We start from the raw sequence: 25,499 nt of genomic DNA on the forward strand, positions 1-25,499 counted from the left end.
TTTTGATGATAAAGGTTTTGAATGTAAGCAAAAAAATAAAACAAGCCTATGTATTGAAGAACATATCCTATGAGTTTAAGAAGGGTCATATTTATGGGTTGTTTGGAAGGAATGGGTCCGGAAAAACAATGTTACTGCGTGCTATCGGAGGATTGATTGTTCCGACCGAAGGGGAAGTCAGCATTGATGACAAGATACTGCATAAAGAAATTTCCTTTCCACCGAGTGTTGGTGTAATCATTGAAAATATGCAGTTATTGCCGCAATACGATGGGATGACTAACCTTGAGATATTATCAAAGATTAAGAATGTCGCTTCAAAAACCGATATGGAGGAAGCGTTGATAAGGGTTGGCCTGGATCCGCATTCTAAGTTAAAAGTTAAAAAATTCTCCCTAGGGATGAGGCAGAGGCTCAATATAGCTCAGGCCATATTTGAAAAGCCTGATGTCTTATTATTGGATGAACCAACCAATGCCATCGATGATACAGGTGTGGAGATGATACATGATCTTTTACTGGAGGAGAAAGAGAGAGGGGCGGTCATCATTGTTACCAGTCACCATAAAGACGAAATCGCGCCATTATGCGACGACACTTTAAAAATGAGTGATGGAGTTTTAATAAATGACTAAGGGGAAAAAAGCCATATTTCTCATCATTGCAGCTGCTGGGCTGGTATCCATTATAATGTCGGTTTATCCAATCCTCATGTCTTTTTTCAATGGGGGAGCGACCTTCGTGGATGAAGCATCTAACATAACGATTGGGCCAGATAAATACATAATAGGAAAAGATATTGATCCTGGGGTTTATGATGTAGATGTGCTCGAAGGGCGTTTGACATTTATGCAGCGTCAATTGTCAAAACAGGATAAGGTCCTAGGTCTTAGACTAAATAAAGGAGAGCATGTGGATGTGAATGGCAAAGGAAAAATAAAGCTCTCTCCTGCTGGATTCAAACAGGTTTCCATGGGAGAAGATGGAAAATATGATTTTCCGCATTCAGGATTTTATCAAGTCGGCAAACAAATTCCTGAAGGGGAATACGTCATCTTCTTCACCGATACTGGGCAAGAGAAGAATAAGGATAATGAAAAGCCATTTGTGCAAGTACTGTCCCCAAAGGGAAAAATTCTTCAATCCTACAACCTAAAAGGAAGCGGCACAACGACTGTTGCCTTAAAAAAAGGACAAACATTAGAGATCGAAAAGTTTCTCTTTCATGAATCAACTAACATGATCGTTAGCTTAAAAAAGAAATAGTAATGAAGTATGAAAGGGTGACAGGCACCATCCATTGGATGGTGCCTGTCACCCTTCTACTAGGAATGGCTGAAAAAAGGTTGGATTTTTAACGGATGAAAAGGGATGAAGAAAACTTAAAATCAGTAAACCAGCTGGAATCCCCCTTAAGCAACATATGTCGACGAAACTAATTGTTCATCAAACGTTTGATGAAAATGATTTTGAGAGTTGATGTAAATGAGATTTTTTGAAAAGTTTAAAGAAAAGTATGTCGAATGGAGGCACGAATTCGAATGGCTTCCAGTTGGTTTAGAAAGAGAGGTAAAACCTTCGGATACGAAACCTAGGTTCGATTTTGTCTATCGATTTTCAGATATGACATGAGCCAGCCAGGCAAAATGCTGGATCATGACAAAGACATAAAGAAACAAGCTAAGAAATGTTAAGACACGGATATATGGTTTTGCCTGCACCTTTGTCAGAAGAGCGAGCAAGAGGATGGGGAGTGCCATCTTTATGATGTAGAAACTTGTGATGCTTGAGTTGTAAAGAACATTCATGAGGGGATTTGCTTCATGGATATAATGGTGGCGGATGCCGAAGTCCGTCAAGATGGCATCGATTGTGGTAAGGATCCAAAGAAGGAAGGTGGCCAGTATAAGATTGCGGCGTGATTTCTCTTTATTTACTTGCATAGAAGGGGCTCCTTGCATAGAGATTTAGTTTGTTCTCATTATTGTTCTTAATAAAGAACAATTCGTTATTCTATATGATATACCCTCTTTTTTTAAAAAATATCCTTTCATATTTTCATTTTTGTCACATGGGTTCGGTGGTAAACATGTGTGGGAAATTAAAGGGTGACAGGCACCATCCAGAAAATGGATGGTGCCTGTTACCCTTTTTGAAGAAATTTTTCAAATAATTTAATAATTTACATATAATTTCCATATTATGATATGGTGAGTATATAGACCTATCAAGTAGTAAAAAAGTCTTTTATAGGGATTAGGGGGAATGGGTGTGGGAAATGTGCTGGGATCAAAGGTTGAAGGCAGAGTGATCTTGCCTGGTCAGGTGCAGTATGATGAAACAAGAAAAGTATGGAATGGAGCTGTTGACCGAAAGCCTGGAATGATTGTTGTGTGTGAATTGGCCGAGGATGTCGCTGCTGCGGTGAAGTATGCCCGGGAGCGACAATTGTCCGTGTCCATCAGGGGCGGTGGGCACCACTTAGCTGGAACAGCGGTTTGTGATGACGGCGTGATGATCGATCTTTCAAAAATGAGGAAGGTTAACGTAGAACCTGAGCGAAAGGTTGCACATGTTCAAGGCGGGGCATTGCTAAGTGATATCGATCGCGAAACACAGAAATTTGGTTTGGCCGTGCCGACCGGAACAGTGTCGGAAACAGGTGTAGCTGGATTGGCATTGAATGGGGGGCTTGGTTATTTACGAGGTAAATACGGTCTGACCTGTGACAATATCCTCGGTGCTGAGATGGTGACGGCAGAAGGTGAAATCATTCGTGTGGACAAAAACAACCACAAGGATTTATTCTGGGCAATCCGAGGTGGCGGCGGAAATTTCGGAGTCGTGACTGAATTTAAGTTTCAGCTGCATGAGGTTGGACCGGAAGTGCTGGCCCTCGATGTGATGTATGACTATAATGATGCCAAGACAATATTGAAAAAGACCGAGGCATACATGAAGCAGGCACCAGATGAAATCTCCATTAATATTACGGCGACGACGCTTCCACCTGCCCCGTTTTTGCCGGACTTCCTTCATCTGAAGCAGGTGATCATGATCACAGGGATGTATGCGAGGGATGCTTTAGCAGGTGAAAGTGTGATTAAGCCGCTGCGTGAGTTGGCAGACCCGATCGTCGATGGCACGAAGGTAATGCCATATGTAGAGCTTCAGAGTAAGTTGGATATCATGGTGCCCAACCATGTGCCGGTCTATGGAACCTCTCTTTATTTTAACGGATTACCGGATAATATGATTGATGCATTATTACATAAGATAGACCAGGCACCGGCGCCGAGTGTGCTCGTGCAGCTTTGGTCCATGCACGGGGAGATGAACCGGGTTCCAGCCGATGAAACGCCGTTTGCCATCCGGGCTGCAAGCTTTGTCCTTTTGGTGGATTTCATTGCAATGGAGGTGCCTGGGGAGATTTGCGAGAAATGGATTGATTCCGTCTACGATAGGCTGCTTCCCTACTCTTTTAAAAAAGCATCCTATTTAAATGCTGTTGGATTGGGTGAGACCATTACAAAAAATGCTTTTGGCGAGAATTACAAGCGCCTGGAAAAGGTCAAGAAAAAGTACGACCCTAAAAATCTGTTCCGCCATAACCATAATATTAAACCGGAGTAAACAATAAAGGGTGACAGGCACCATCTATATAATGGTAATTATGTTTTTTTGAGGTGAGTTATGAACGATTGGGTTATTGATCAAGCAACATCAACGAGGCATAAGGTTGCCATATATTTATTTGCTTTTATAGTATTTTTATCTTATGTCAATCCACTATTCGCTGCAGTGGGATTAGTGTTTTTCTTTCTAGTAACATCATTTAAGATGTTAAAGAAGATGCTCCTTTTCATGTTGATTATTGGTGGAATATCTGTGGCGCTGCCTTTTTTGGCGCCAATTGTCTTAATAATCATGATTGTGCTTTTTTTCATGAGAATTAGTTATGTCATAAAAAATTGGAAGCCATTCATTGCGGGGCTGCTTGTTTATGGAAGTGCAGCACTTGTCATTAGCAGAACAATTTCAACCAATTTATATTCATACGGTTTTTCATGGTTTGAACCCTTTGTTGTTTCGGTAATCGCATTTTTTATGTTGAATGCTGTATTAAAGTGGCTGTACCGAAATGGCTACAGCAGCTTTTCGGCTCTTGGAATTATGGGGAGTGTTCCATTAATCATCATTTCTTTTGTCCTTCCATTCCTAAAAATACATATTGGAGGGCTGGATGGAACAGATGGGGGAATTCATACTACAGGTGATGGGTTTACGAGTCCAGATGGGCATGTGATGCACGCAGGGGAAACCGGTAACGGTACAACGCTTCAGCATGTAAAGGCACATGTTCGTACAGCACCGGATGGAGATCCTACCAATAATCTATCCTACCATGGGTCAGATGCAAAGCCGCCTGATACAGATAATTTAGTTTATGTAAAAGATTATGTCAGAACAGTTCCAGACGGTAATCTAATTAACAATTTATCCCATCATGGTGCGGAAGCAGTCTTGTCCCCAGGGCAGCATTGGCCACATGTGACTCAAGAAAAGGCAGTAGAAATATCCCAGAAGGCAGTAGTGGGGCAGGCCGCGGTTGATTCACTCGTCAGGGAACTGAAAAAACAGGCGGAATCGACAAATTAAAGGATAGAAAAGGTGACAGGCACCATCCAGAAAATGGATGGTGCCTGTCACCCTACTGTTATAAACTAATATATGGTACAAAAATTAGCAGAGATTTCTTGTGATAGAAAGTGAGATTAAGAATGATTAAGAATAAACCCAGATTTATTTTGGGGTTGATTTTACTGCTTGTTTGTATGGGTGTGATGTTCCAAGCATCCAACACCCCGTATAAACAGCAGGACATGAAGCCGATGTTGAAGAGACATATTCATTTAACTCCGAAAAGCTTTCCGGAAGCTGAGATCCGTTATGCGGGTGATTCCGTCTCAAACGATGAACCATATGAATTCCTTGAATTCATTATTCGGAAAAGCGGGCATGTCACGGAATATATGATTTTGACCCTTTTGTTTTTGATGACGCTTATGAGTACGAATGTGAATCGGAAAGCTGCTGTGCTTTTTAGCTTTATCGGATCCTTTCTATTTGCGTGCTCTGATGAATGGCATCAGTCCTTTATCCAGGGCAGGACCGGACATTTTATTGATGTGTATACCTTTGACATGAGCGGGATGATTTTAGGCATGTTGATTTTTGGAGTAGTTCTGCTTGTGATGAAGAGAAAATAGCAAAAAAAGGTGACAGGCGCCATCCAGAATATGGATGGTGCCTGTCACCTTTTATGGGTATAGTAAGAAAAAAGAGGAAAAAATGGGGTGTTGGTTTGGCTCAGAAGGATGTTTTGATAATTGGAGCGGGACCGGTCGGTTTGACGATGGCCAATCAGCTGGCACGCTATGGCGTCGATTTTGAGATCATTGATCAAAAGGCAGGCTGTTCGCTGTATTCCAAGGCTTTAGGAGTTCATGCTCGAACGCTGGAGATGTTCGATATGATGGGGATGGTGGATAAATTTTTAGATCGCGGCCTGAAGGGAACGGGATTGGAAATCAATTTTTCGGATGGCCTCCGGCTTGAGGTCGATGTCTCTCATATTGATGGTCAAACGAGCTACCCATATTTGCTGATTTTGCCCCAAAGTGAGACGGAGAAAATTTTAGAAGAGAATTTGAAGGAAAAGTTCAAGCATCAGGTGAAATGGTCGCATGAGTTGATGGAGATTCGCCAAACTAGCGATGGTGTTGAGGCTGTGGTTAATGACTCCGATGGGACAGAAAACGTATTAACTGCCAAGTACTTGATTGCCTGTGATGGTGCTCATAGCAGGGTCCGCCACTTGTTGAACACTCCGTTTGAGGGCAGCACTGAATCGGTTCAAGTGATGCTGGGGGATGTGAAAATCGATCCACCGTTGGAAAGCAAGAATTTTTCTGTATTCGCTTCACCCAAAGGCGTCATTGCACTGGCCCCTTTCAAAGAGGATTACACCCGTGTGATAGCAATTGATTTTGCCAAACAAGATCGAGGAAAGGATGTCAAGGTATCGATGGATGACCTCCAGGATTCAATCGCCAATATTCGATCTGAGGAGATCAAAATCAGCGATCCTTTCTGGCTATCCCAATTCACTGCGTCCCACCGGCAAGTGCCGCAATATCGCTATCAAAATATTTTTTATGCCGGCGATGCCGCGCACATACATAATCCCCTTGGGGGGCAAGGGATGAACCTCGGCATTCAGGATGCGGTGAATTTATCTTGGAAGCTGGCGATGGCATTAAAAAGGAATGTGTTGTCGGGCTTGTTGGATACGTATTATGAGGAGAGACACCCTATTGCGGCAAGCGTTCTGCGCCGAACCGATTTTTTGCTGAAAATGATGACGCTGAAAAATAAGAGGCTATTCCGATTAAGGAATTTTGTTGCAGGGAAGGTGACTTCGATCGGGAAAGTTCAGGAGAAACTTGCAGAAAATGTTTCACAGTTAGTGCATAACTACAAGGATAACAAGCAATCGCTTGAAGTGAACAAAGCTTCGGACCGCGCAAACGGACTCAAGTCAGGTGCGAGGGTGGCGGATGCATCGTTTCAAACGAGCGGGGTTCCGGTTAATCGGATGTACCGCGTTCTGAGGGATGGGAAATTTGTGCTGCTGGTGAGATCGAAGCCGGGAAGCATAGAAGCGGATGTAGTGGGCTTGCTGGATTATCAGCGTAAATTTGAGGAACGATTTGGAGAATTTGTGAGGCCGTTTATCGTCACGTCCAACCAGCTGCCTCTGGAACAAATCCCCGTCGGTGTCGAATGGATCGCTGATGATAAAGGGGAACTTGCTGATGAATATGGATTGAGAGAAGGCAGTCTACTACTCGTGCGGCCGGATGGCTATGCGTCGTTTTCCTGTCCGGAAATCGATTTCGTGAAATTGGAAGAATTGGTGTTGAAGTATTTATGTGTGTAAAAAAGGGTGACAGGCACCATCCAGAAAATGGATGGTGCCTGTCACCCTTTAATTAGTCACCCTTTAATTAGTCACCCTTTAATTAGTCACCCTTTAATTAGTCAAGTGGAATTTTTTGTTTTAAAGTAGGGGGTGAGTTTTTGAGTTTTCATCCATTGGAGGTATATATAATGAAGCAGCCATTATTTTTGGAGCCTGTTTTTCAGGAGCGTATTTGGGGAGGAACGGCGCTTAAGGACGAGTTTGGTTATGAGATTCCATCGGAGCATACTGGGGAATGCTGGGCGATTTCCGCTCATCCGAATGGCCCGTCGATTGTAAAGAACGGTCCTTTTGAAGGCCGGACGTTGATAGAATTATGGGAAGAGCACCGCGAATTGTTTGGCGGCTATGAATCAAAGGTCTTTCCATTGTTAACAAAAATATTGGATGCCAATGCAGATCTTTCTGTGCAGGTGCATCCAGATGATACATATGCAAATGAAAACGAAAATGGTGAGCTTGGGAAAACAGAGTGCTGGTACATCATTGATTGCAAGGAAGGCGCCGAGATGATTTATGGCCACACTGCCCAATCGAAAGCAGAATTCGAGGCGATGATTGAACGAGGCGAATGGTCTGATCTGTTGCGCCGCGTGGCGATCAAACCGGGTGACTTTTTCTATGTGCCAAGCGGGACGATCCATGCCCTGTGTGAAGAGACGCTTGTCTTGGAAACACAGCAAAGCTCAGATACGACCTACCGTGTATATGATTATGACCGCATGGACCAGGAAGGAAACACCCGCGAGCTTCATTTGGAAAAAGCCATCGACGTTTCGACGATTCCGCATCGGGATGCAGATGTAGACATTACGACTGAAGAACAAGCAGGCGTCGATGTAACGACATTCGTGGAAGCTGAATACTTCTCCGTGTACAAATGGGAAGTGAAAGATTCGGCGGAATTCAAGCAGGACAAGCCATTCCAGTTGCTGAGTATAATCAAAGGCGAAGGCAAGCTGACAGTAGGCGGCGAAGAATATGGTCTGAATAAAGGAGACCACTTCGTTATACCAGCTGAAACAGATGAATTTTCGATTGAAGGCGGGCTAGAGTTGATTGTGTCTCATCCTTAGAGAAGAAAAGGTGACAGGCGCCATCCAGAAAATGGATGGTGCCTGTCACCTTAATTTTTTATTGGACTACCTAAAAAGTACAATCGATCCGACTGATTTATCTCTTGCTTGGTCATTGACTAAGACTTTCAATCCGTAGTGGCTGATGTTGCGTCCGGCATCAGGCAGGTAAAGGTTGTTAAAGTCATTCATGTCATTGAATAATGGAACGCCTGGTTCGCTCGCTAAGTTTAATGTCATTGCAGGGTAAATTAAGTTTAATCCGGAAGTAGGCAAATAGTTAAATGCAGCATCCGCGACATGGTAGCGACTTGAGGCTTCCCCACCAGTGCTCCAAACTAGATTTGTATCATCATGGGCATCTACGACTCCAAGGAAGCCGTCACCTGGGTGGATCCCTGTCCAGTTGTCAGTAAATGTATCGTCAACATACCAAACGACCAATCCTCCATCATAGCTCATCAGCGAGCTTCCGCGTGCGATATGGCCAAGGCCAGCGTCTACTCCTTGATGATTTCTCCATTCCAATAGGTAATAGTGATCGACATATTTATTACCATCAAATTGTTTAAAACCATTCAATGTAAACGGGGAAGCATTGTTTTCAGCACCATCATCTACAATCGTTTTACCATCTGCCACAACTTTAATATTGTCGGCAAAGAAGCCTGCTAATGTATATCCCCAGTCAGAAGCATAGCGTAATCTTAATTTGATTTTTTGTCCTGCATATTGGGATAAATCAAATTTTTCAGCTTCCCATCCATTTGAGTTGCCGGTGAATCCTGGCATAGAGTTAATGATGGTCGGATAGCCACCATCTTCCACATCGCTTCTAGTGTGTTCGTTTCCTAACGATTTCCAAGTTGCTCCATTATCGGTGGAAACCTGGACAAATCCAAAATCCCACTGTTCTTCAATGTCATACCACGCGTCGAAAGTCAGCTCTGCTGAAGTTTTTCCAGTTAAATCAACATCTGTCACCATGTTTGTATCGATTTCATCAGCCTGCCCGCCCCAATACTCATAGCTTCCAGTTGCTGGCGTATTGATTGGTGTCTTCTTCTGTGGCAAATTCACTTGGATCGCTTGATTATTTTGTCCAAGAGGTGAATTTGCCTGATCAAGCAATAGTTGTGTACCCTTTTTGTTTAAATCCTCAAAGTTTATGACTGTAGGGTTTGTCCATTTTCCTCCCAATGTAGATTGGAAATATGACTTAGCCCAAGGTGAGAAACCTGTTGGCTCTGTTCCTGGGATTTTTCCTGCCCAAGAGCCTGCAGACATGATAGACCAATATTCAACGGCTTCTCCAGCTCCAGAATAGATCGTATCATATTCATCTGGTAATCCAAGGTCATGACCATATTCATGGGCGAATACCCCAGTCGCGCCATCTTCAGGCATCATCGTATAATCATAGAATCCTGGCAATCCATTTCCGAGTCCATCGGGGTCAACAAATTTGGCTGATCGATGAGACCAAATCGCATTATCACCTAAAGAGCCGCCGCCAGCTTCCTGCCCCATTCCGGAGTGGATGATTTGCAGATGGTCAACTAAACCATCCGGCTCCCAATAGTTTCCGTCTCCATCGAGGTCATGCGGGTCTTCCAAATCATAATCCTGTAATGGAATTCCTGCAGCTTTGGCTGCAGCATAAGCATCGATTACTAATTGTTTTGACCCTCCAGGCGTAACGTTATCATGTCCGCCGGAAGCTTTGTCTGCGCCATAATATGCAGCTGTCCCAGGTACTTTGAGCCATCCATAAGCTTGTCCTTCTATTGTATACGTGCCGCCTGATTGCTGTTCGTAGTACTGCTTTTGAGAAATGAGGTTTTCACCGTTTGGTCCTTTCACCCCGTTTTCTCCAAAAATCATATCCTCATAATGCTGGGTATTATAGTCGGAATAGTAGTTGTCAGTTTCTCCAGGCTTTATGCTGTTATGAGGCATGTCTGAGAATTCTACCATCAAAGTGAGCAGCTTTCCTTTTTTGACAACTCCAGGTGAAGTGGATTCTTTTACTGGGTCTGGGTGGTTTTTGTTGCCTTTCATCTGGCCGTTGTGCTTTCCATGAATAAAATGCTTAAACTGTTGATGCTTAGAAGATTCTGCTGATTTAACTTTCGCAGTAAGTGGATCCGAACTGTTTTTTTCTTTGGTCTCTTTGCCTTTTAATTCAATATAATCATTCAAAGCTTTTTTCTTTGCAGCATCTGAAGCAGTAGCCGAAATTTGTCCTCGTTTAATCAGTGCTGCCAGTAGCTTTTCATCATTTATTATTGCCAGATCCAAAGAGCTTTTTGGTTGTGCAACTTGCGACGTGCTGATGTTGTCGATTTCTTTTGCCATAGCAGATGGGCTCGCAGGAAACCCTGTAAATAGCGTACCTGCTACCACCATGGTAGTAAGACCTGCCTTAAATATTTTGTTCAAAGAACAATCCCCCCAAGAAAAATGAATTTTTGACACAATATCATAATATTTTAAAAATTGCGCTAAAGATAGAAGAGTTTATCTTCAAATTACGACATAGTTAACTTAATGGAAATCACAGAGACAATGAAAAAATTGTGAAAATGCCTGAAACCTGTACATTTGAGATGAGTTTTAAACATTATGAGATATAGGAATAATTTTACATATTTGTCGATTTAAAACGAACATTTTTGTTCTTTTTTAAGGTTTTTGAAAAAAGATAATAAAAAAGGTGACAGGCACCATCCAGAAAATGGATGGTGCCTGTCACCTTTTTAAATCCCTCATTTGATTTTCTTGAGGTAATATTCAAAGAGGATGTCGATGAGCATGACCATGGAGGAGCGGGCGGAGAGGTCGTAGCCGGCGTATTGGACGCGCTGGATGTCGGCGCTCAAGGTTTTGCGGACGCTTTTGGACAGGGTGCTGTCGGCTCCGTTTGTTATGGCCAGGGTGTCGACGTTTTTGTAGCGGAGCTTTTCAGCTGCCTGGACGATGGTCGATGTCTCCCCGCTGGATGATAGGAATACGATCAGATCCTTTGGCTGGACCATGTTCGGCAGCAGGTCGATGATGTGCGATTCATACACATAGGAGGTCGGTTTGTTCGTTTGCATAAAGAGCTTGCTGAAGTATTCGCCCATCATTTTGGACAATCCGACCCCGACGATCATGATTCGATCGGCCCGCATGAGCTGTTCGCTGATTTCCTCGAAGTCCTTCACCTTCAAGGAGGAGAGCGCCTGATCCATTTCACGGCGATACCGGTCGATCGCATCGCTTGCCTCTGGCCGCGAATCCGATTCCATTTTTTTTAACAAAAACTTCAACTCAGTGAAGCCTTCCAAGCCAAGCTTATGGCACATGCGCACGATCGTCGTCGTGCTGACGCTATTGACTCTTGCCATATCGGTCAAGGACTGATTTTTCGCTTGGTCGATATTTCCTTCGATATAATAAAGAACATGTCGTTCCGAATGGGTTAATTCTTTGATATAGGAGGCAAATTGCTCGAGTACTTTTCCCATAGTGACGCCTCTTTCGTTAAGTGGATTCATTTTGATTATAGCATAGAGATTTTGCGAAAAATAATCGCACATAGTGCTATCATACATACCATTTGTACAATTGTACATTTTGTGTACAATCAACGCGCCCTTTTCTATGTTACAAATTACATGTAAGGGATTTCAGTAAGCATTTTCATTTTTATAGATAAAGGGGTGACTGATTTGGAACTGAAAAAAATGACCCGTGCAGAATTGATTCATTTTGATATGAAAGCTTCCACAAAGGAAGCGGTGATAGAGTCATTGGTTGATGCCTTATTTGAAAACGGTATCTTACGTTCTAAAGAAGAGTATTTACATGCGGTGCTTGAACGTGAAAAAGTATCGCCGACAGGATTGGAAGCAGGACTTGCCATTCCTCATGGAAAATCAACGGCGGTCAAGGAAGCAGCGTTCGCCGTAGCGCGTCTGCATGAACCGATCAATAACTGGGAGAGCATCGATCCGACAAACCAAGTCAAATTGGTGTTTTTACTGGCGATTCCGGATGCGGAAGCGGGATCGACCCATTTGAAAGTATTGTCTGAATTGAGTACACGTTTGATGAACCCGACCTATTTGGAAGGCCTGATGAATGCGAAATCACCACAGGAATTCATGATGGCATTGGACGAAACAGACCAGGAAAAGAACATTGAGATGGAATTTGAAAAAACGGTATTGGCTGTCACGGCTTGTGCAGCGGGTATCGCACATACGTACATGGCGGCAGAAGCGCTTGAAAAAGCCGGACGTGAAATGGGTGTGCGCGTCTTGACGGAAAAGCAGGGAGCGAATGGGCTCGAGGATCAGCATTCAAAAGCGTTGATCCGTGAAGCGGATGCGGTCATCTTTGCGACCGACATCGCTCCAAAAGGAAAAGAACGATTCAACGGACTTCCGTTTGTACAGACTCGTGTGGCCGATCCTTTGAAAAATGCAAAAGGGCTGCTGCAAAAAGCATTGAATTCACCGGATGGCGTCGTTTCTGCCGAAGCGGGAGAAGCTTCAGCTGCAGGCGAGAAAAAGCAGGGCTTCATGGCAGAGATGGCACAGGCGGTCATGACGGGGATTTCCTACATGATACCGGTCATCGTCGCAGCAGGATTGATGATGGGGCTTGCCAAACTAGGCTCGATGCCGTTCGGACTCGTCAATGAAATCGGCGATCCGAAATATGCGACGTCCCCGAATGAATTTTTCAAGATCCTTCACTTCCTGGATGCGTTTGGCGGATTGATCTTTAAGTTCATGTATCCAGTATTTGCAGCGTTTGTCGCTTATGCCTTGGCCGACCGTGTCGGATTGGTATCCGGCTTTATCGGAGGTGCGTTTGCCGGCGGTCTTCATTACACATTCTGGGGAATCACTGACGGAGTTCCATCCGGATTCCTGGGTGCGTTGATCCTCGGTTTGACGGCTGGATATGTTTCGAAGTTCTTGAATGAAAAAATCAAACTGAGCAAAAACCTGGCAGCAATGAAGCCGATGCTGATCATCCCGGCTGTCAGTGTGCTTTCGATCTTCTTATTGAATTTTTATGTAGTCGATCCGGTGTTTGGCGGATTGAATGTCCTGCTTCGCCACTGGATTGAGTCGGCGCAAGGATCCGGGCAGGTCGTCCTGGCTTCGGTCATTGCCGCAGCAACTGCATTTGACCTTGGTGGACCGATCAACAAAGCAGCAGGAGCGATCGCCATCGGATTGGCGGCGGACCACGTGTATCCATTGACGGCACGCGTATTGGCAATTGTCATCCCGCCGATCGGATTGGGCTTGGCTACCGTGATTGATAAATATGTCGTAGGACGCCGCGTATTTGACGCGAACCTGCGCGTGACAGGAAATACTTCGATTTTGCTTGGATTCATCGCGATCAGTGAAGGGGCGATTCCGTTCATGCTTCGCAACCCATTAATCGTCATCCCGATCAACATCATCGGCGCGATGCTCGGATCATCCGTCGCCGTGCTGCTCGGTGCCGTTCAATGGTATCCGCTGCCTGCCGTTTGGGGCTGGCCGCTCGTCGAAAATCTATGGGCGTACCTTATCGGACTTGCAGCAGGTGTCCTGTTCATCGCGTTTGCCAACATCTTTATCCGCTTCGGCATCATCAAGCGCAAAGGTGAAGTGTAAATCACATGGTGCCTGTCACCAAGGTGCAGGGCTTGTGAGAGCAATCCGTAATCGTAGGTTGCTGTAAAACAGTCATCTGTACGGAAAAACAAACAAAATGAAAAGGGTCAGCATCCTTCTCCATAGGAGGTGCTGTCCCTTCATTTGTAGATGTGGTGAACTGGAGATATTGCGAAATTTAGGGCGCGTGAAGGGGAATTGGCCCTGCGTGACGCCTTTAATGGAAGCTATGTACCGTTGGTGCCTGTCACCAAGGTGCAGGGCTGAGATGAGTTGAACGATTATTGAACGATATCTCGAATATTTGCACGGAAACAGCTTTTTTTGCGCTTAATTTCAATTAATTACACGTTACATCGATTATTTGCGCGTAAATCGGGATTATTACGCGAAACAAGCTTATCCGTGCAGATCCGCCCACACTTTTATCAGTGAAAATTTTAATTTATCAGCGATTTTCAATAGATATCAGCGAAATTCAAAATATATCAGCGATTTTAAAGATTTATCGACGAATCGCCAAAAAACAGCGAGAAAAAGCAGCTATGTACTTTGGTGCCTGTCACCAAAGGTGCAGGACTGCTTTCGAGGAGGTTGCTTCGAGTGAAGAAGAAACGAGTGTATGTGGTGCCGCATTCCCATTGGGATCGGGAGTGGTATTTTACGATAGAGGATTCGAATGTGTTGTTGGCAGAGAATCTGGATCATTTGATGGATGTGCTGGAGAATGATCCTGACTATATGGGTTATGTGTTCGATGCGCAGGCTTCGTTGGTGGAGGAGTATTTGAAGGTCCGTCCTGACCAGATGGAGCGTTTGAAATCCTTGATCGAAGCGAAGCGGATTTTCGTCGGGCCATGGTATACCCAGACGGATTCCCTGCTGGTCCATAAGGAATCGGTGATCCGCAATCTTCTTTACGGAACGCGGATTTGCCAGGACATGGGGCACAGCATGGGGGTTGGCTATTTACCGGATATTTTTGGCCAGAATGCTTATCTTCCTTCCATTTTCCAAGGCTTCGATATTGATTACAGCGTCCTTCAGCGCGGAATCTACACGGATCAGCTGAACGGCGATCTGAATTTCATGTGGACATCGCCGGACGGGAATTCGGTGAAGGCGAACAACATTTATTTCGGCTATGGGCCTGGTAAATTCCTCGAAGCTTCCGACGAATACATGGAGGAGCGCCTGATGCCGATGCTTGAAAAACTGGCGGACCTCAACACGAACACGGATTCCTTGCTGCTTCCGGCTGGCGGGGATCAGGTGCTGGTACGTGAGCATTTCCCGGCGACGGTTGCTGAGTTGAACAGAAAGGATGACGAGCACGAGTATATCCTTTCCGATTATGAGACGTTCATGAAGGAAACGTGGTCGCTCGATGGCGAAAAGTTTGAGAACAAGATAGACGGCGAGCTGATGGCGACTCAGAAGTCCCGGATCCACAGCACGATCCGTTCCCAGCGCTATGACATTAAAGAGCTCAATGCGCGCGTGGAAAACAAAATCCTGAACGTACTTGAGCCGCTTGCCGTGATTGCACTGTCACTCGGCTTGAAGTATCCAGGCACGTGGCTTGATCAAATGTGGAAGGCGCTGTTCGACGTTCATGCCCATGACAGCATCGGCGGCTGCAACTCGGATGACACGAATGCCGATATTATGCACCGCCTCGAAAAAGTGAACCGTACAGCAGACGGACTGTTGAACATTTTGAAAAAGCAAATGACAGAAGCCGTAAGTCGCAAGCTTTCGAAAGACAACGTGCTTGTCCTATTTAACACAAAGCCGCAACGAACAACTGAGACGATCGAAACGGTCATTTTTACAAAAGCCGAACAATTTGCGATTCGCAATTTGACTGGGGAAGAAATGGAATGTGAGCTCCTGGATCAGGAATATGTAAGCGGCGGGAAAAAAATCGTCGTGACCGCAGAAGGCGAGAAGGAGGTCGAGGTTCCGGGTTATTACCGCTCGGTTGTTTCGGTCAAAGCGGTCGATCTTCCTGCGATGGGCTATGCCGTCTATGAAGTGGTCGAAGGTGAAAAAATGGCGCACAAGCTGGCGGGAGCAAACGACAATTCGATTGCCAATGAACTTTTTGACCTATCACTGGCAGACGGGCAGCTGTCGCTTTTCCACAAGCCTTCCGGAAAGGTATTGACGAACTTTTTGACATTCGAAAATGTGGCGGATGCCGGGGATTCCTACGATTTTTCCCCAATGGCTGGCGATTCAGAACTAATTCTAGACCACGCGGAGCTTTTATCTGTTGAAAAAGGGTCGTTCACCGAAAAAATGACGGTGCGCCACTTGATGGATGTACCTGCTGATTTGGCAGAGCGTGAAGCAAATGAAAATAGCGGTCGCTTGGAAATCGTGACAACGATCGAGCTGCGCAAAGGAGAGGAGTTCCTTCGCGTCGCCCATGAAATTGATAATGAGGTGAAGGACCACCGCGTACGTGCACTATTGAAGACACCGGTCATCAAGCCGGAAACGTCCTTTGCCGATCAAGGATTCACCGTCCTGGAACGCAGAACGGAGAATCCATATTTGCAGGATTGGCGTGAAAAGGGCTTTGCAGAGGCACCGGTTCCGATCTACCCGATGGAGAATTTTGCAGGCGTGCGAAGCGGAGAAGGAACGCTAGGCGTCATGACAAAAGGGCTGAAGGAATATGAGGTGCTGGCAGAAACTAGCGAGCTGGCAGTCACTCTTTTCCGAAGCGTCGGACTGCTTGGAAGGGACGATCTGATCTGGCGTCCTGGGCGTGCATCCGGCATCAACAACAAGGTCGTTTACACCCCGGATGCGCAAATGCAGAAGAAGATGATCTTTGAATATGCGGTTTATTTTTCAGATGAAAAAGCGGAGAGCGAGTATATGTTCCGCATGACCGATTCATATCTCGCCCGCCATGCTGCCTATCAGAAGCAGAGCTTGAATACGTTTGAAGAACGTCTGGAACGTTTTGAAATCCCGTATCCGGTCAAGGAGATGGATGCCTCGTATTCCTTGTTCGAAACGAGCAATCCGGCCATTTTTATGAGCGTGTGCAAGCGGGCTTATGAAGATTCAAGCATCATCGTCCGCCTGTTCAACCCGGGTGAGCAAATGGAGAGGACCATGGTGGAATCTCCGTTTGGTATGGTCGAAACGAATCTATATGAACGGGAGCTTCAGCCTGTCAAAGGCGAAGTCAAGATCCCTGCAAAAGGTTATGTGACATTGAAACTGACAAAAAGGGATGTGGCAGAATGAGCTTGATCAAGGCAATCGAAGAAAAACTGCATGAGATTTACGGCAAGGATTTCCGGGAAGAGTACGTCGCGAAGTTCCGTGGGTTCATCGAACGCTGGGAAGAAAAACGGGTTCAGCCGAATGCGCCGATTTCGGAAAAAAATGTGTACTTGATCACGTATGGCGACAGTATCTTTGAAAAAGGCAAGCCGACACTCGAGACGCTAAGGACCTTTTTAAACGAAAAAGTGAAGGGGGCAGTGACGGATGTACACTTGCTTCCGATGTTTCCATATACGTCCGATGACGGCTTTTCCGTGACCGACTATCGTCAAATCAATCCGGAGCTTGGCGATTGGTCCGAGATCAATGGATTGGCGGAGGATTACCGATTGATGTTTGATTTTGTCGCCAACCATATTTCGAAAAGCAGCGACTGGTTCAAGGGATATATGAATGGCGATCCGGAATTTCAGGATTATTTTATCGCGAAGGATCCGGCATTCGATGCGAGCCAGGTTGTCCGTCCTCGTACGTCACCGTTATTCCACGAATACGGGGATAAGACCGCTTGGACGACATTCAGCGAGGATCAGGTCGATGTGAATTTCCGCCATTTCCCGGTGTTGCTGGAGATGACGGAAATCTTGATGGAGTATGCTTATCAAGGTGGGACAAGCATCCGCCTTGATGCGATCGGGTTCATTTGGAAGGAGTCCGGTACGTCTTGTATGCACCTGCCGCAGGCGCATGCGATCATCCAGCTGTGGCGGACGGTGCTCGATCATTTTGTCCCGAATACGCAGATCATCACGGAAACGAACGTGCCACATCAGGAGAACATCAGCTACTTCGGCAATGGACTGAACGAGGCGCATATGGTGTATCAATTCACCTTGCCGCCGCTCGTACTGCACAGCTTTACGACGCACAATGCGGAAAAATTGACGAAGTGGGCAAAGACCATCAAACCGGTTTCTGAGGAAGCGACATATTTCAATTTCCTTGCGAGCCATGATGGCATCGGGATGCGTCCGACAGAGGGCATTTTAACCGAAGCGGAAAAGCAGGTGCTAGCGGACAAAGTAACTGAAAATGGCGGGCGTGTTTCATATAAAAGCAATCCGGACGGCACGCAGTCCGTCTATGAACTGAACATCAATTACTCTGAGGCGCTCGTGAATAAAGGCGAGGATGTGACAGAGGAGCAGGAGATTCAAAAGATGCTTGCGGCCCACTCGATCCTGCTTTCGGTGATCGGTGTCCCGGCGATTTACTACCATTCCCTGCTTGGTTCGAAAAATGACTACGCAGGTCTGGAGGAATCCGGCATCAATCGTCGAATTAATCGAGAGAAGCTGGAAATCGGCCGGATTCTTGAGGAACTTGAAAGCGACCCGCGCCGGAAAGGTATTTTTGAAGGGTTGAAAAAGTTGATCGGCATCCGTCAAGCTGAGTCCGTATTTTCTCCTTACGCACCACAGGAAGTGATGGAGTTGGGAAAAAGCGTATTTGCTGTGAAGCGTGAAAACGAAGAAACAGGAGAAACGGTGTACGCTGCGGTGAACGTTTCCAATGCGGAAGCGACCATCGACATGGGTGTTGCCGGAATTGACCTGATCACTGGTCAGAAAGTAGAAGGCCCAATCACTCTAGCGCCATACGGCTTCGTATGGGTAAAATAAACATAAGCTAAGTACACCCCCCACCCCCATAGGTGACAGGCACCAAAGGGGGTGGGGTGAATGTATATCGAGGTGACTATGGATGAAGAAGTTTTTGATTGCATCGGATTCATATAAAGGTTCATTATCTGCATTGGAAGTCGGAGAAGCGGCAAAGAAGGGGATTTTGAGTGTCCACCCTGACGCAGAAGTCAAGATCTCGCCGATGGCCGATGGAGGTGAAGGGACGATTGAAGCGCTGCTGCAAACTGTTCCTGGGAAAGAGATCGAAGTGGAGGTGCACGATCCGCTGATGCGTCCGATCACGGCGAAATATGCGGTGATTGAATATGAAGGAAAAGACGTCGTGTTCATTGAGTGCGCCAGAAGCAGCGGACTTCCGTTGGTACCTGCTGGACTGCGGAATCCGATGAACACGAACTCGTACGGACTAGGCGAACAGATCCGTGATGCCGTGAGACGCGGATATCGCGATATCATGGTTTCGCTTGGGGGAAGCGCTTCGAATGACGGCGGTCTGGGCATGCTGCAGGCGCTCGGCTGGGAATTGTACGACAGCAGCGGAGTATTGATGGGCATGCGCGGAAATCCTCTATTGGATGTTGTGCGCATGTCGGACGAAAATGTCATTCCGGAACTGAGCGAGTGTACATTTGCCGCAGCGAGCGATGTGACCAATCCGTTCTTTGGTGAAAATGGTGCGGCCCATGTGTTTGCCAAGCAAAAAGGTGCATCCGATGGGGAGATTGGCGATTTGGATCTCGGATTGCGGAAGCTTGCTGGACTATATGAAAAAACCTACGGGGTGGATGTCCAGGATGTGGCAGGAGCAGGGGCAGCAGGTGGTCTTGGAGGTGCGATTGTCGCAGCATTGCGAGGTCAAATTGCTTCGGGCGTCGACACTGTGATCGAACTGACGAGGCTGGAGGAAAAGGTTGAATGGGCCGATGTCGTCTTTACAGGCGAGGGCAGCCTTGACAACCAATCCGTCATGGGCAAAGTACCGGTCGGCGTCGGCAAGCTCGCCAAACGTCATGGAAAAAAAGTGATCGGCATCGCCGGCCGGATCGATACAGAGTTAAATGAAGTCAACAAGCATCTGGACGGAGTCTTCTCCATCCAAACCGAATGCCGCACGCTAGAAGAAGCCATGGAATATGAAACCGCGGCAAAGCAAGTAGAAGTTACCGTAGGACAGATCGTGCGGGTTATTTGAGTGTGAAAGGGGTGACAGGCACCATCCATTTTCTGGATGGTGCCTGTCACCCTTTATCGTTTAAGATAGAATTATGATAGATGAATGAGGAGTGAGGGGAATGAGTGAAGTATTAGTAGGCGGAATCGAAGCTGGCGGGACGAAGTTTGTCTGTGCCGTCGGAAGGACGGATGGTACGATCGAGGAGCGGATGGTGATTCCGACCCTGCATCCGGAAGAAACAATTCCAAAGGTTTTTGAATTTTTTAAGAAACATGAAATCAGCGCTTTAGGAATCGGGTCATTCGGTCCGGTGGATATAAATAAAGATAGTCCAACCTATGGTTCGATCACAACCACCCCGAAACCGGGATGGGGCAATTATCCTTTTGTTGCTGTCATGAAAGAGGCATTGGACGTGCCGGTGGGATTCCAGACCGATGTGAATGGCGCAGCACTTGGCGAAATGGCATTTGGAGCTGCGAAAGGATTGGATAGCTGTCTATATTTAACCGTCGGGACAGGAATCGGTGGAGGAGCGGTTATGAGCGGAGAGATCGTTCAAGGGCTATCTCATCCAGAAATGGGCCATATACTCGTCAAACGCCATCCGGAAGACGCTTATCAGGGAGCCTGTCCATATCATCGAGATTGTCTGGAAGGCATGGCTTCCGGACCGGCAATCGAGAAGAGATGGGGTAAAAAGGGAGCTGAACTGAGCGGTGAAAAGGAAGTGTGGGAGCTCGAAGCCTATTACTTGGCACAGGCACTCGTAAACTACATATTGATTCTGTCCCCGAAAAAAATCATCCTCGGTGGCGGCGTCATGAAGCAGCCTCAGCTTTTCCCGCTCGTAAGGAAAAACGTCCAAACGCTGCTGAATAACTATGTGAACGTGAGTGAAGTCGCGGAAAACATCGAAAACTACATCGTCTCACCTGGCTTGGGCGACAACGCCGGGATCGTCGGAGCGTTGGTATTGGCCGGAAAAGCATGATCCAAAAGGGTGACAGGCACCATCCAATTTATGGATGATGCCTGTCACCTTTTAATAAAAATGTTATAGTAGAAACTATCAATTCATCAAAGAAAGGATTTTTATCCATGTCATATAAAATGATAGTGTTAGATTTAGATGATACGCTTCTTCGCGATGATCAGACGATTTCGGAGAGGACGAAGAATGCTTTATTGATGGCCCAGGAGGCAGGTGTGAAGGTTGTCCTTGCATCTGGGCGCCCGACATTTGGTATGCGTGGAATTGCCATAGAGTTGAAGCTGGACCAATTCGGCAGCTATCTGTTGGCATTCAACGGTTCCAAAATCATCGATTGCAAAACGGATGAAGAGAAGTACAGCCGAACGCTGTCACCTGAAACGGCTCATAAATTATATGACCTCAGCAAGCGCGAGGGTGTTGGGATTTTAACGTACAAAGAAGACGCCATTATTGTTGAAGAGCCCAACGAATTTGCGGAGATTGAAAGCATGCTGACGGGGCTTCCGGTTGAAGTCGTGCCAAGCTTTAAAGAAGCCGTAACGGAACCGGTTGTGAAAGCACTTATGCTAAAAGAAGCTGATAGATTAGTAGAAGTAGAGAAAAAACTTCAAGGCGAGCTTGAAGGAGAACTGAGCGTCATGCGTTCAAAGCCATATTTCCTGGAGTTCACTGAACAAGGTGTGACAAAAGGGGCAAGCTTGGATTATTTGATCAAGCCGCTGGGCATCCGGCCTGAAGAAGTCATTGCGATCGGAGACAGCTACAACGACTTAACGATGATTGAATTCGCCGGCCTTGGAGTGGCGATGGGCAATGCGCCACAAGATATAAAGGATAAATCGGACTATATCACGGCCTCCAATATGGAAGACGGGGTGGCAGAGGTCGTCGAGAAATTTGTATTGAAAGAGCTAAGTTTGATATAAATAGGTTTTAAAAAGGTGACTAAAAAGGTGACAGGCACCATCCAGTATCTGGATGGTGCCTGTCACCTTTTTTATTAACTTAAACCCATAATTTTAATCCTTATATTGCCATTATAGTTTTATGCTGGTAAATTAGTATGGTGTTTTGTCATTTTATAGGGGGTAGGGTTAGTGTATTGTAAAGAATGTGGTAGTAGAGAGTCCAATGATTCAAAGTTTTGTAGTCGCTGCGGGACAAAGATTTCTAATAGTCAAAGTTTAAGAAGATACGACGAAAAATCTAGTTCCTTGTTGTTGTTTTTATTGCCGATGATGTGCCTTATTCTCATGGGGGGGGCAAGTTTCGGTTATTATCTTTATGAAATGAACAACAACAAAAAAGTTTCAAAATGGAAGGAATCAGGTGAGAAACTTGCTTCCATTGGCAAATATGAGGAAGCTTTGCAAGATCTAAAAAGAGCTCAATCAATTCGCCCTCAATATACAGTGCTTAAAAAAGATATGGAAACCATCCAAAAAGCCCAAAACTATCAAAATCAAATTGATCAAGTATCGAAACTAATTAAAACTAGGAAATTTAGTGAGGCTAAGAGTAAAATTAACGCTTTAAAGACCAGCCTAACTCATGAAAAGTCTTTAATTTTTCAGCCAATGCCCGAACTGGTTGCAGAAAAGGAAACAATAATTAAAGTGGCAGAAATAAAAGAAGAGTTTGCAAATCTTAATACGGTGGATGAACTGGCAGCTAAGCTATCAATTATTCAATCGCTTACTTCCACTGAAGCGCCTAAAGTCAAAGAACAAATTATCAACAAGATTGTTCAAGTGACCAGCGATCAAACTGAAAAGGATTTGAAAAAGCATAATTTTTCCGAGGCAATTAATTTAGTTGAAAAAGCCCTTACATACTCTAGCAATAATAAAAAATTATTAGAATTAAAAAATACTATCGATCAAAGCAAGTCCCAATTTGAAAAGAGTGAACAACAGCGTATCCAGCAGGCAAAGGAAGCTGCTGCAAGAGAGGATTTAAAGAATCATACCTCAGCAGTTAAAGTAGTTTCACTTGAAAATCAATTAGACGAATACGGAGATTTGAATATTTTAGGAGAAATAAAAAACACAGCTACAAAAGGCATATATTCCGTAAATATTTCTTATTCAGTTTATGATGTTCAAGGTGTGATAATCGATACAGGGTATACGACAGTTTTTCCTTATTACTTAGATGCAGGAGAGACCGGAACATTTAGTGATACAGTCTATTCTGTGTATCAAGATGCTAAAGTTCAAATTGATAACATTGAGTGGATATTAGAATAGAAAGCGGTGAGGAAATGAAAGGAAGCTGGATAGCAAGTATTCTCAGCACTCTACTAATTCTTAGTGGGGGTGCATATGCAATGATATATATACATGAAAAGGTTCCTGCAAAATTAAAGAATAACTCTTTGATTGCTGTTGCCTCAGAGGATAAAATCAGCAAAAAGCCAAATGATATGACCTTAAAAGAAGTAATTCACAACGTTCAGAAATTTGTGGTTAATGTGGAGATGGAAGATGGCTCATTGGGATCGGGATTTCTATACAATAGTAAGGGTGATGTCATTACAAATGCTCACGTAGTCTCAAACAACAAAGATGTCACGATCAAAACAACCGATTCAAGAGAGTTTGATGGAACAGTTATAGGGGTCAGTACAGATGTCGATGTAGCTGTTGTACGCGTACCTGGTCTGGCAGGAGAAGATTTTTTGAAGCTACGAAAAAACAAGAAAGCGGAAGTAGGGGATGAAGTCATCGCCCTTGGAAGCCCTTTAGGTTTGCAGGATACAGTTACGACCGGGATCATCAGTGGAGTGAACAGGGACTTTGACCTCAAACCATATCATTATGAGGATATGTATCAAATTTCTGCACCAATAACACATGGGAATAGTGGGGGCCCGCTAGTCAGTCGGAAAACAGGGGAAGTTCTTGGTATTAACTCTGCAGGTATGGATCAAGGCACAATTGGCTTTAGTATTCCGGTAACAGAAGTAATTCCAATTGTTGAAGGATGGTCTGCAAATCCAATGACTCAAATGCCTGTAGTCGAAATGAATTCTAATAGTGAAGAAGACGAAGAAACCATCTCAAATACAGATGCAGCAAGCTATCTAGTTCAATACTTTTATGAAAGCGTCCAATACGGTGACTATGTTACAGCCTACTCTCTTTTGGGCAGCAATTGGCAAACTCATACAACATATGAAGATTTTAGAAATGGATACTTGAACACAAAAAATGTTGAAGTAGATGACCTTCAAGCGACAAGCTCAGGAGATAATGTAGTAGTTATTGGCACAATTAGTTCTGAAGAAAATGTCAATGGAACTACACAGTACAGTAAATACCAAGTTAAATATACCGTAGGCAAAGAAAATGATCAGCAAAAAATACTATCAGGAAACGCTAAAAAAATTGAATAAATGAATTATAAAGGTGACAGGCAGCATCCAATATCTGGATGGTGCCTGTCACCTTTTGTATTATTTTTTTCTATCGTTAACCAAATGGATAAGTGATATAATTTCTTTATCACTACTTTTTTCCATTTCTAATAGTTTTTGATTTTATTTGTGAGGATGGATTTAATGAAGAGAAAGATTATACTTACAGTTCTAAGTGTGGTAGCGCTGGTTGTTTTTGGCGGCGGTGTTTATGCCTATTACCTGTTTCATTCTGTCAAGGAAACAGCTACGAAAATGCATGAAGAAGTAAAGCTTAGCACGCCTCACGAGGCACCAAAAATAACCCCTGAGCAAAATAACGAGCATATCGAACCCATTTCCATACTATTATTGGGTGTGGATGAGCGAAAGAATGACGTCGGTCGATCGGATACGATGATCGTGATGACCTTGAATCCAGAAAAGAAAAAGATGCAGATGATCAGCATACCGCGCGACACACGGACTGAAATCGTGGGTCACGGAACGGTTGATAAAATTAATCATGCCTACGCATTTGGCGGTCCGAGCATGTCCATCGATACAGTAGAAAACTTTACAGGGATTAAAATAGACTATTTTATCCGTGTGAACATGGAGGCTTTGAGCGGTCTCGTGGATGCAGTTGGCGGAGTGACTGTACATAATAACCTCGATTGGACTGAAAGCGGATATCATTACAAAAAAGGTGAATTATCCTTGGATGGGAAACATGCACTTGCATACGCACGGATGAGGCATGATGATCCGAATGGGGATTTTGGCCGAAATGAGCGCCAGCGTCAAATCATCATGGCAATCATTAATAAAGCTGCCAGCTTTTCTTCCGTGACAAAATTTGATGACATTCTGAATGTTCTTGGCAACAATGTTAAAACGAATTTAACATTTGATAATATGATGGATATCCAAAAGAATTATCGTGATTGCCGTGAAAACCTTGAACAATATGAGGTTAAGGGCAAAGGCGAGATGATCAATAAAATTTATTACTTAGATGTTCCTGATGAAGAAAAACAAAAGGTCACAAATATGCTGAAAAGCAATCTTGATGAAAACTAATCGACCAACCAGCCCCTAATTATTTAGGGGTTTTTTATTTTGGTTCTATAATATTTGTTGGGGTTCTTACACAATTTGAACAAAAAAATGCACGTAATCA

The 25,499-nt window shown here is 44.7% G+C and carries 19 protein-coding genes; 16 read left to right on the forward strand and 3 right to left on the reverse strand.

The features are described from left to right. Positions 1 to 5: 5 nt before the first annotated feature. Complete coding sequence (locus D9X91_RS12955) at positions 6 to 635, forward strand: ATP-binding cassette domain-containing protein (protein ID WP_121681049.1); 630 nt, start codon at positions 6 to 8, stop codon at positions 633 to 635. Continuing rightward, positions 628 to 1,266 carry a hypothetical protein gene (locus D9X91_RS12960; protein ID WP_121681050.1) on the forward strand — a complete coding sequence of 213 codons (639 nt, stop codon included), beginning with the start codon at positions 628 to 630 and terminating at the stop codon, positions 1,264 to 1,266. Before D9X91_RS12955 ends, D9X91_RS12960 begins: the two co-directional genes overlap by 8 nt. A gap of 341 nt (positions 1,267 to 1,607) precedes the next feature. Here D9X91_RS12960 and D9X91_RS12965 read toward each other — a convergent pair whose 3' ends face one another. Next, complete coding sequence (locus D9X91_RS12965; RefSeq protein ID WP_121681051.1) at positions 1,608 to 1,943, reverse strand: DUF5658 family protein; 336 nt, start codon at positions 1,941 to 1,943, stop codon at positions 1,608 to 1,610. Positions 1,944 to 2,271: 328 nt separating this feature from the next. Here D9X91_RS12965 and D9X91_RS12970 point away from each other — a divergent pair, with 328 nt between their 5' ends. The 5 genes from D9X91_RS12970 (at position 2,272) to manA (ending at position 8,121) form a co-directional block, all read left to right on the forward strand. Beyond that, a complete protein-coding gene (locus tag D9X91_RS12970) occupies positions 2,272 to 3,633 on the forward strand; it encodes an FAD-binding oxidoreductase (RefSeq protein ID WP_121681052.1) in 1,362 nt (453 codons plus the stop codon). Positions 3,634 to 3,693: 60 nt separating this feature from the next. Then, positions 3,694 to 4,659 carry a hypothetical protein gene (locus D9X91_RS12975; RefSeq protein ID WP_121681053.1) on the forward strand — a complete coding sequence of 322 codons (966 nt, stop codon included), beginning with the start codon at positions 3,694 to 3,696 and terminating at the stop codon, positions 4,657 to 4,659. A gap of 122 nt (positions 4,660 to 4,781) precedes the next feature. Beyond that, positions 4,782 to 5,270: a VanZ family protein gene (locus tag D9X91_RS12980; protein ID WP_121681054.1), complete on the forward strand. Its 489-nt coding sequence runs from the start codon at positions 4,782 to 4,784 to the stop codon at positions 5,268 to 5,270. Positions 5,271 to 5,365: 95 nt separating this feature from the next. Then, positions 5,366 to 7,003, forward strand: coding sequence for an FAD-dependent monooxygenase (locus D9X91_RS12985; RefSeq protein WP_158598315.1), 1,638 nt, complete (start codon positions 5,366 to 5,368; stop codon positions 7,001 to 7,003). 170 nt (positions 7,004 to 7,173) lie between these two features. Next, positions 7,174 to 8,121 carry a mannose-6-phosphate isomerase, class I gene (gene manA / locus D9X91_RS12990; protein ID WP_121681056.1) on the forward strand — a complete coding sequence of 316 codons (948 nt, stop codon included), beginning with the start codon at positions 7,174 to 7,176 and terminating at the stop codon, positions 8,119 to 8,121. A gap of 66 nt (positions 8,122 to 8,187) precedes the next feature. Here the strand turns inward: manA and D9X91_RS12995 are convergent, their stop codons facing one another. Both D9X91_RS12995 and D9X91_RS13000 read right to left on the reverse strand, forming a co-directional pair. Continuing rightward, positions 8,188 to 10,563, reverse strand: coding sequence for an immune inhibitor A domain-containing protein (locus tag D9X91_RS12995; RefSeq protein ID WP_121681057.1), 2,376 nt, complete (start codon positions 10,561 to 10,563; stop codon positions 8,188 to 8,190). A 326-nt stretch (positions 10,564 to 10,889) separates the two neighbouring features. Then, a complete protein-coding gene (locus tag D9X91_RS13000; protein WP_121681058.1) occupies positions 10,890 to 11,633 on the reverse strand; it encodes a MurR/RpiR family transcriptional regulator in 744 nt (247 codons plus the stop codon). Positions 11,634 to 11,837: 204 nt separating this feature from the next. Between D9X91_RS13000 and D9X91_RS13005 the strand changes: the two genes are divergently transcribed. From D9X91_RS13005 to D9X91_RS13045, 9 genes are all read left to right on the forward strand, one after another. Further along, on the forward strand, positions 11,838 to 13,790 hold the full coding sequence (locus tag D9X91_RS13005) for a fructose-specific PTS transporter subunit EIIC (RefSeq protein ID WP_407644191.1): 1,953 nt from the start codon (positions 11,838 to 11,840) through the stop codon (positions 13,788 to 13,790). A 603-nt stretch (positions 13,791 to 14,393) separates the two neighbouring features. After that, entirely contained in the window at positions 14,394 to 17,060 is a 2,667-nt protein-coding gene (locus D9X91_RS13010) for a glycoside hydrolase family 38 N-terminal domain-containing protein (protein ID WP_121681059.1), read from the forward strand. Continuing rightward, positions 17,057 to 18,724, forward strand: coding sequence for an alpha-amylase family glycosyl hydrolase (locus tag D9X91_RS13015; protein ID WP_121681060.1), 1,668 nt, complete (start codon positions 17,057 to 17,059; stop codon positions 18,722 to 18,724). Before D9X91_RS13010 ends, D9X91_RS13015 begins: the two co-directional genes overlap by 4 nt. A gap of 82 nt (positions 18,725 to 18,806) precedes the next feature. Continuing rightward, entirely contained in the window at positions 18,807 to 19,940 is a 1,134-nt protein-coding gene (locus tag D9X91_RS13020; protein ID WP_121681061.1) for a glycerate kinase family protein, read from the forward strand. A 100-nt stretch (positions 19,941 to 20,040) separates the two neighbouring features. Then, on the forward strand, positions 20,041 to 20,916 hold the full coding sequence (locus D9X91_RS13025; RefSeq protein WP_121681062.1) for an ROK family protein: 876 nt from the start codon (positions 20,041 to 20,043) through the stop codon (positions 20,914 to 20,916). Positions 20,917 to 21,023: 107 nt separating this feature from the next. Further along, positions 21,024 to 21,845 carry a Cof-type HAD-IIB family hydrolase gene (locus D9X91_RS13030; RefSeq protein WP_121681063.1) on the forward strand — a complete coding sequence of 274 codons (822 nt, stop codon included), beginning with the start codon at positions 21,024 to 21,026 and terminating at the stop codon, positions 21,843 to 21,845. Positions 21,846 to 22,016: 171 nt separating this feature from the next. Next, positions 22,017 to 23,168 (forward strand): FxLYD domain-containing protein, encoded by a 1,152-nt coding sequence (locus D9X91_RS13035; protein WP_121681064.1) that lies wholly within the window; start codon positions 22,017 to 22,019, stop codon positions 23,166 to 23,168. Between the two features lie 14 nt (positions 23,169 to 23,182). After that, a complete protein-coding gene (locus D9X91_RS13040; protein WP_121681065.1) occupies positions 23,183 to 24,316 on the forward strand; it encodes a S1C family serine protease in 1,134 nt (377 codons plus the stop codon). 165 nt (positions 24,317 to 24,481) lie between these two features. Further along, on the forward strand, positions 24,482 to 25,399 hold the full coding sequence (locus tag D9X91_RS13045) for an LCP family glycopolymer transferase (RefSeq protein WP_121681066.1): 918 nt from the start codon (positions 24,482 to 24,484) through the stop codon (positions 25,397 to 25,399). Positions 25,400 to 25,499 lie beyond the last annotated feature (100 nt).

The sequence above is a fragment of the Falsibacillus albus genome (assembly GCF_003668575.1).
GTDB lineage: Bacteria > Bacillota > Bacilli > Bacillales > DSM-25281 > Falsibacillus > Falsibacillus albus.

Bases quoted from the DNA above. Each gene is read 5' to 3' on its own strand.
- D9X91_RS12980 (WP_121681054.1), top strand. From the start codon at position 4,782: ATGATTAAGAATAAACCCAGATTTATTTTGGGGTTGATTTTACTGCTT.
- D9X91_RS13030 (WP_121681063.1), top strand. From the start codon at position 21,024: ATGTCATATAAAATGATAGTGTTAGATTTAGATGATACGCTTCTTCGC.
- D9X91_RS13000 (WP_121681058.1), bottom strand. From the start codon at position 11,633: ATGGGAAAAGTACTCGAGCAATTTGCCTCCTATATCAAAGAATTAACC.
- D9X91_RS13015 (WP_121681060.1), top strand. From the start codon at position 17,057: ATGAGCTTGATCAAGGCAATCGAAGAAAAACTGCATGAGATTTACGGC.
- D9X91_RS12965 (WP_121681051.1), bottom strand. From the start codon at position 1,943: ATGCAAGTAAATAAAGAGAAATCACGCCGCAATCTTATACTGGCCACC.
- manA (WP_121681056.1), top strand. From the start codon at position 7,174: ATGAAGCAGCCATTATTTTTGGAGCCTGTTTTTCAGGAGCGTATTTGG.
- D9X91_RS13025 (WP_121681062.1), top strand. From the start codon at position 20,041: ATGAGTGAAGTATTAGTAGGCGGAATCGAAGCTGGCGGGACGAAGTTT.
- D9X91_RS13045 (WP_121681066.1), top strand. From the start codon at position 24,482: ATGAAGAGAAAGATTATACTTACAGTTCTAAGTGTGGTAGCGCTGGTT.
- D9X91_RS13040 (WP_121681065.1), top strand. From the start codon at position 23,183: ATGAAAGGAAGCTGGATAGCAAGTATTCTCAGCACTCTACTAATTCTT.
- D9X91_RS13020 (WP_121681061.1), top strand. From the start codon at position 18,807: ATGAAGAAGTTTTTGATTGCATCGGATTCATATAAAGGTTCATTATCT.
- D9X91_RS12960 (WP_121681050.1), top strand. From the start codon at position 628: ATGACTAAGGGGAAAAAAGCCATATTTCTCATCATTGCAGCTGCTGGG.
- D9X91_RS12975 (WP_121681053.1), top strand. From the start codon at position 3,694: ATGAACGATTGGGTTATTGATCAAGCAACATCAACGAGGCATAAGGTT.
- D9X91_RS12955 (WP_121681049.1), top strand. From the start codon at position 6: ATGATAAAGGTTTTGAATGTAAGCAAAAAAATAAAACAAGCCTATGTA.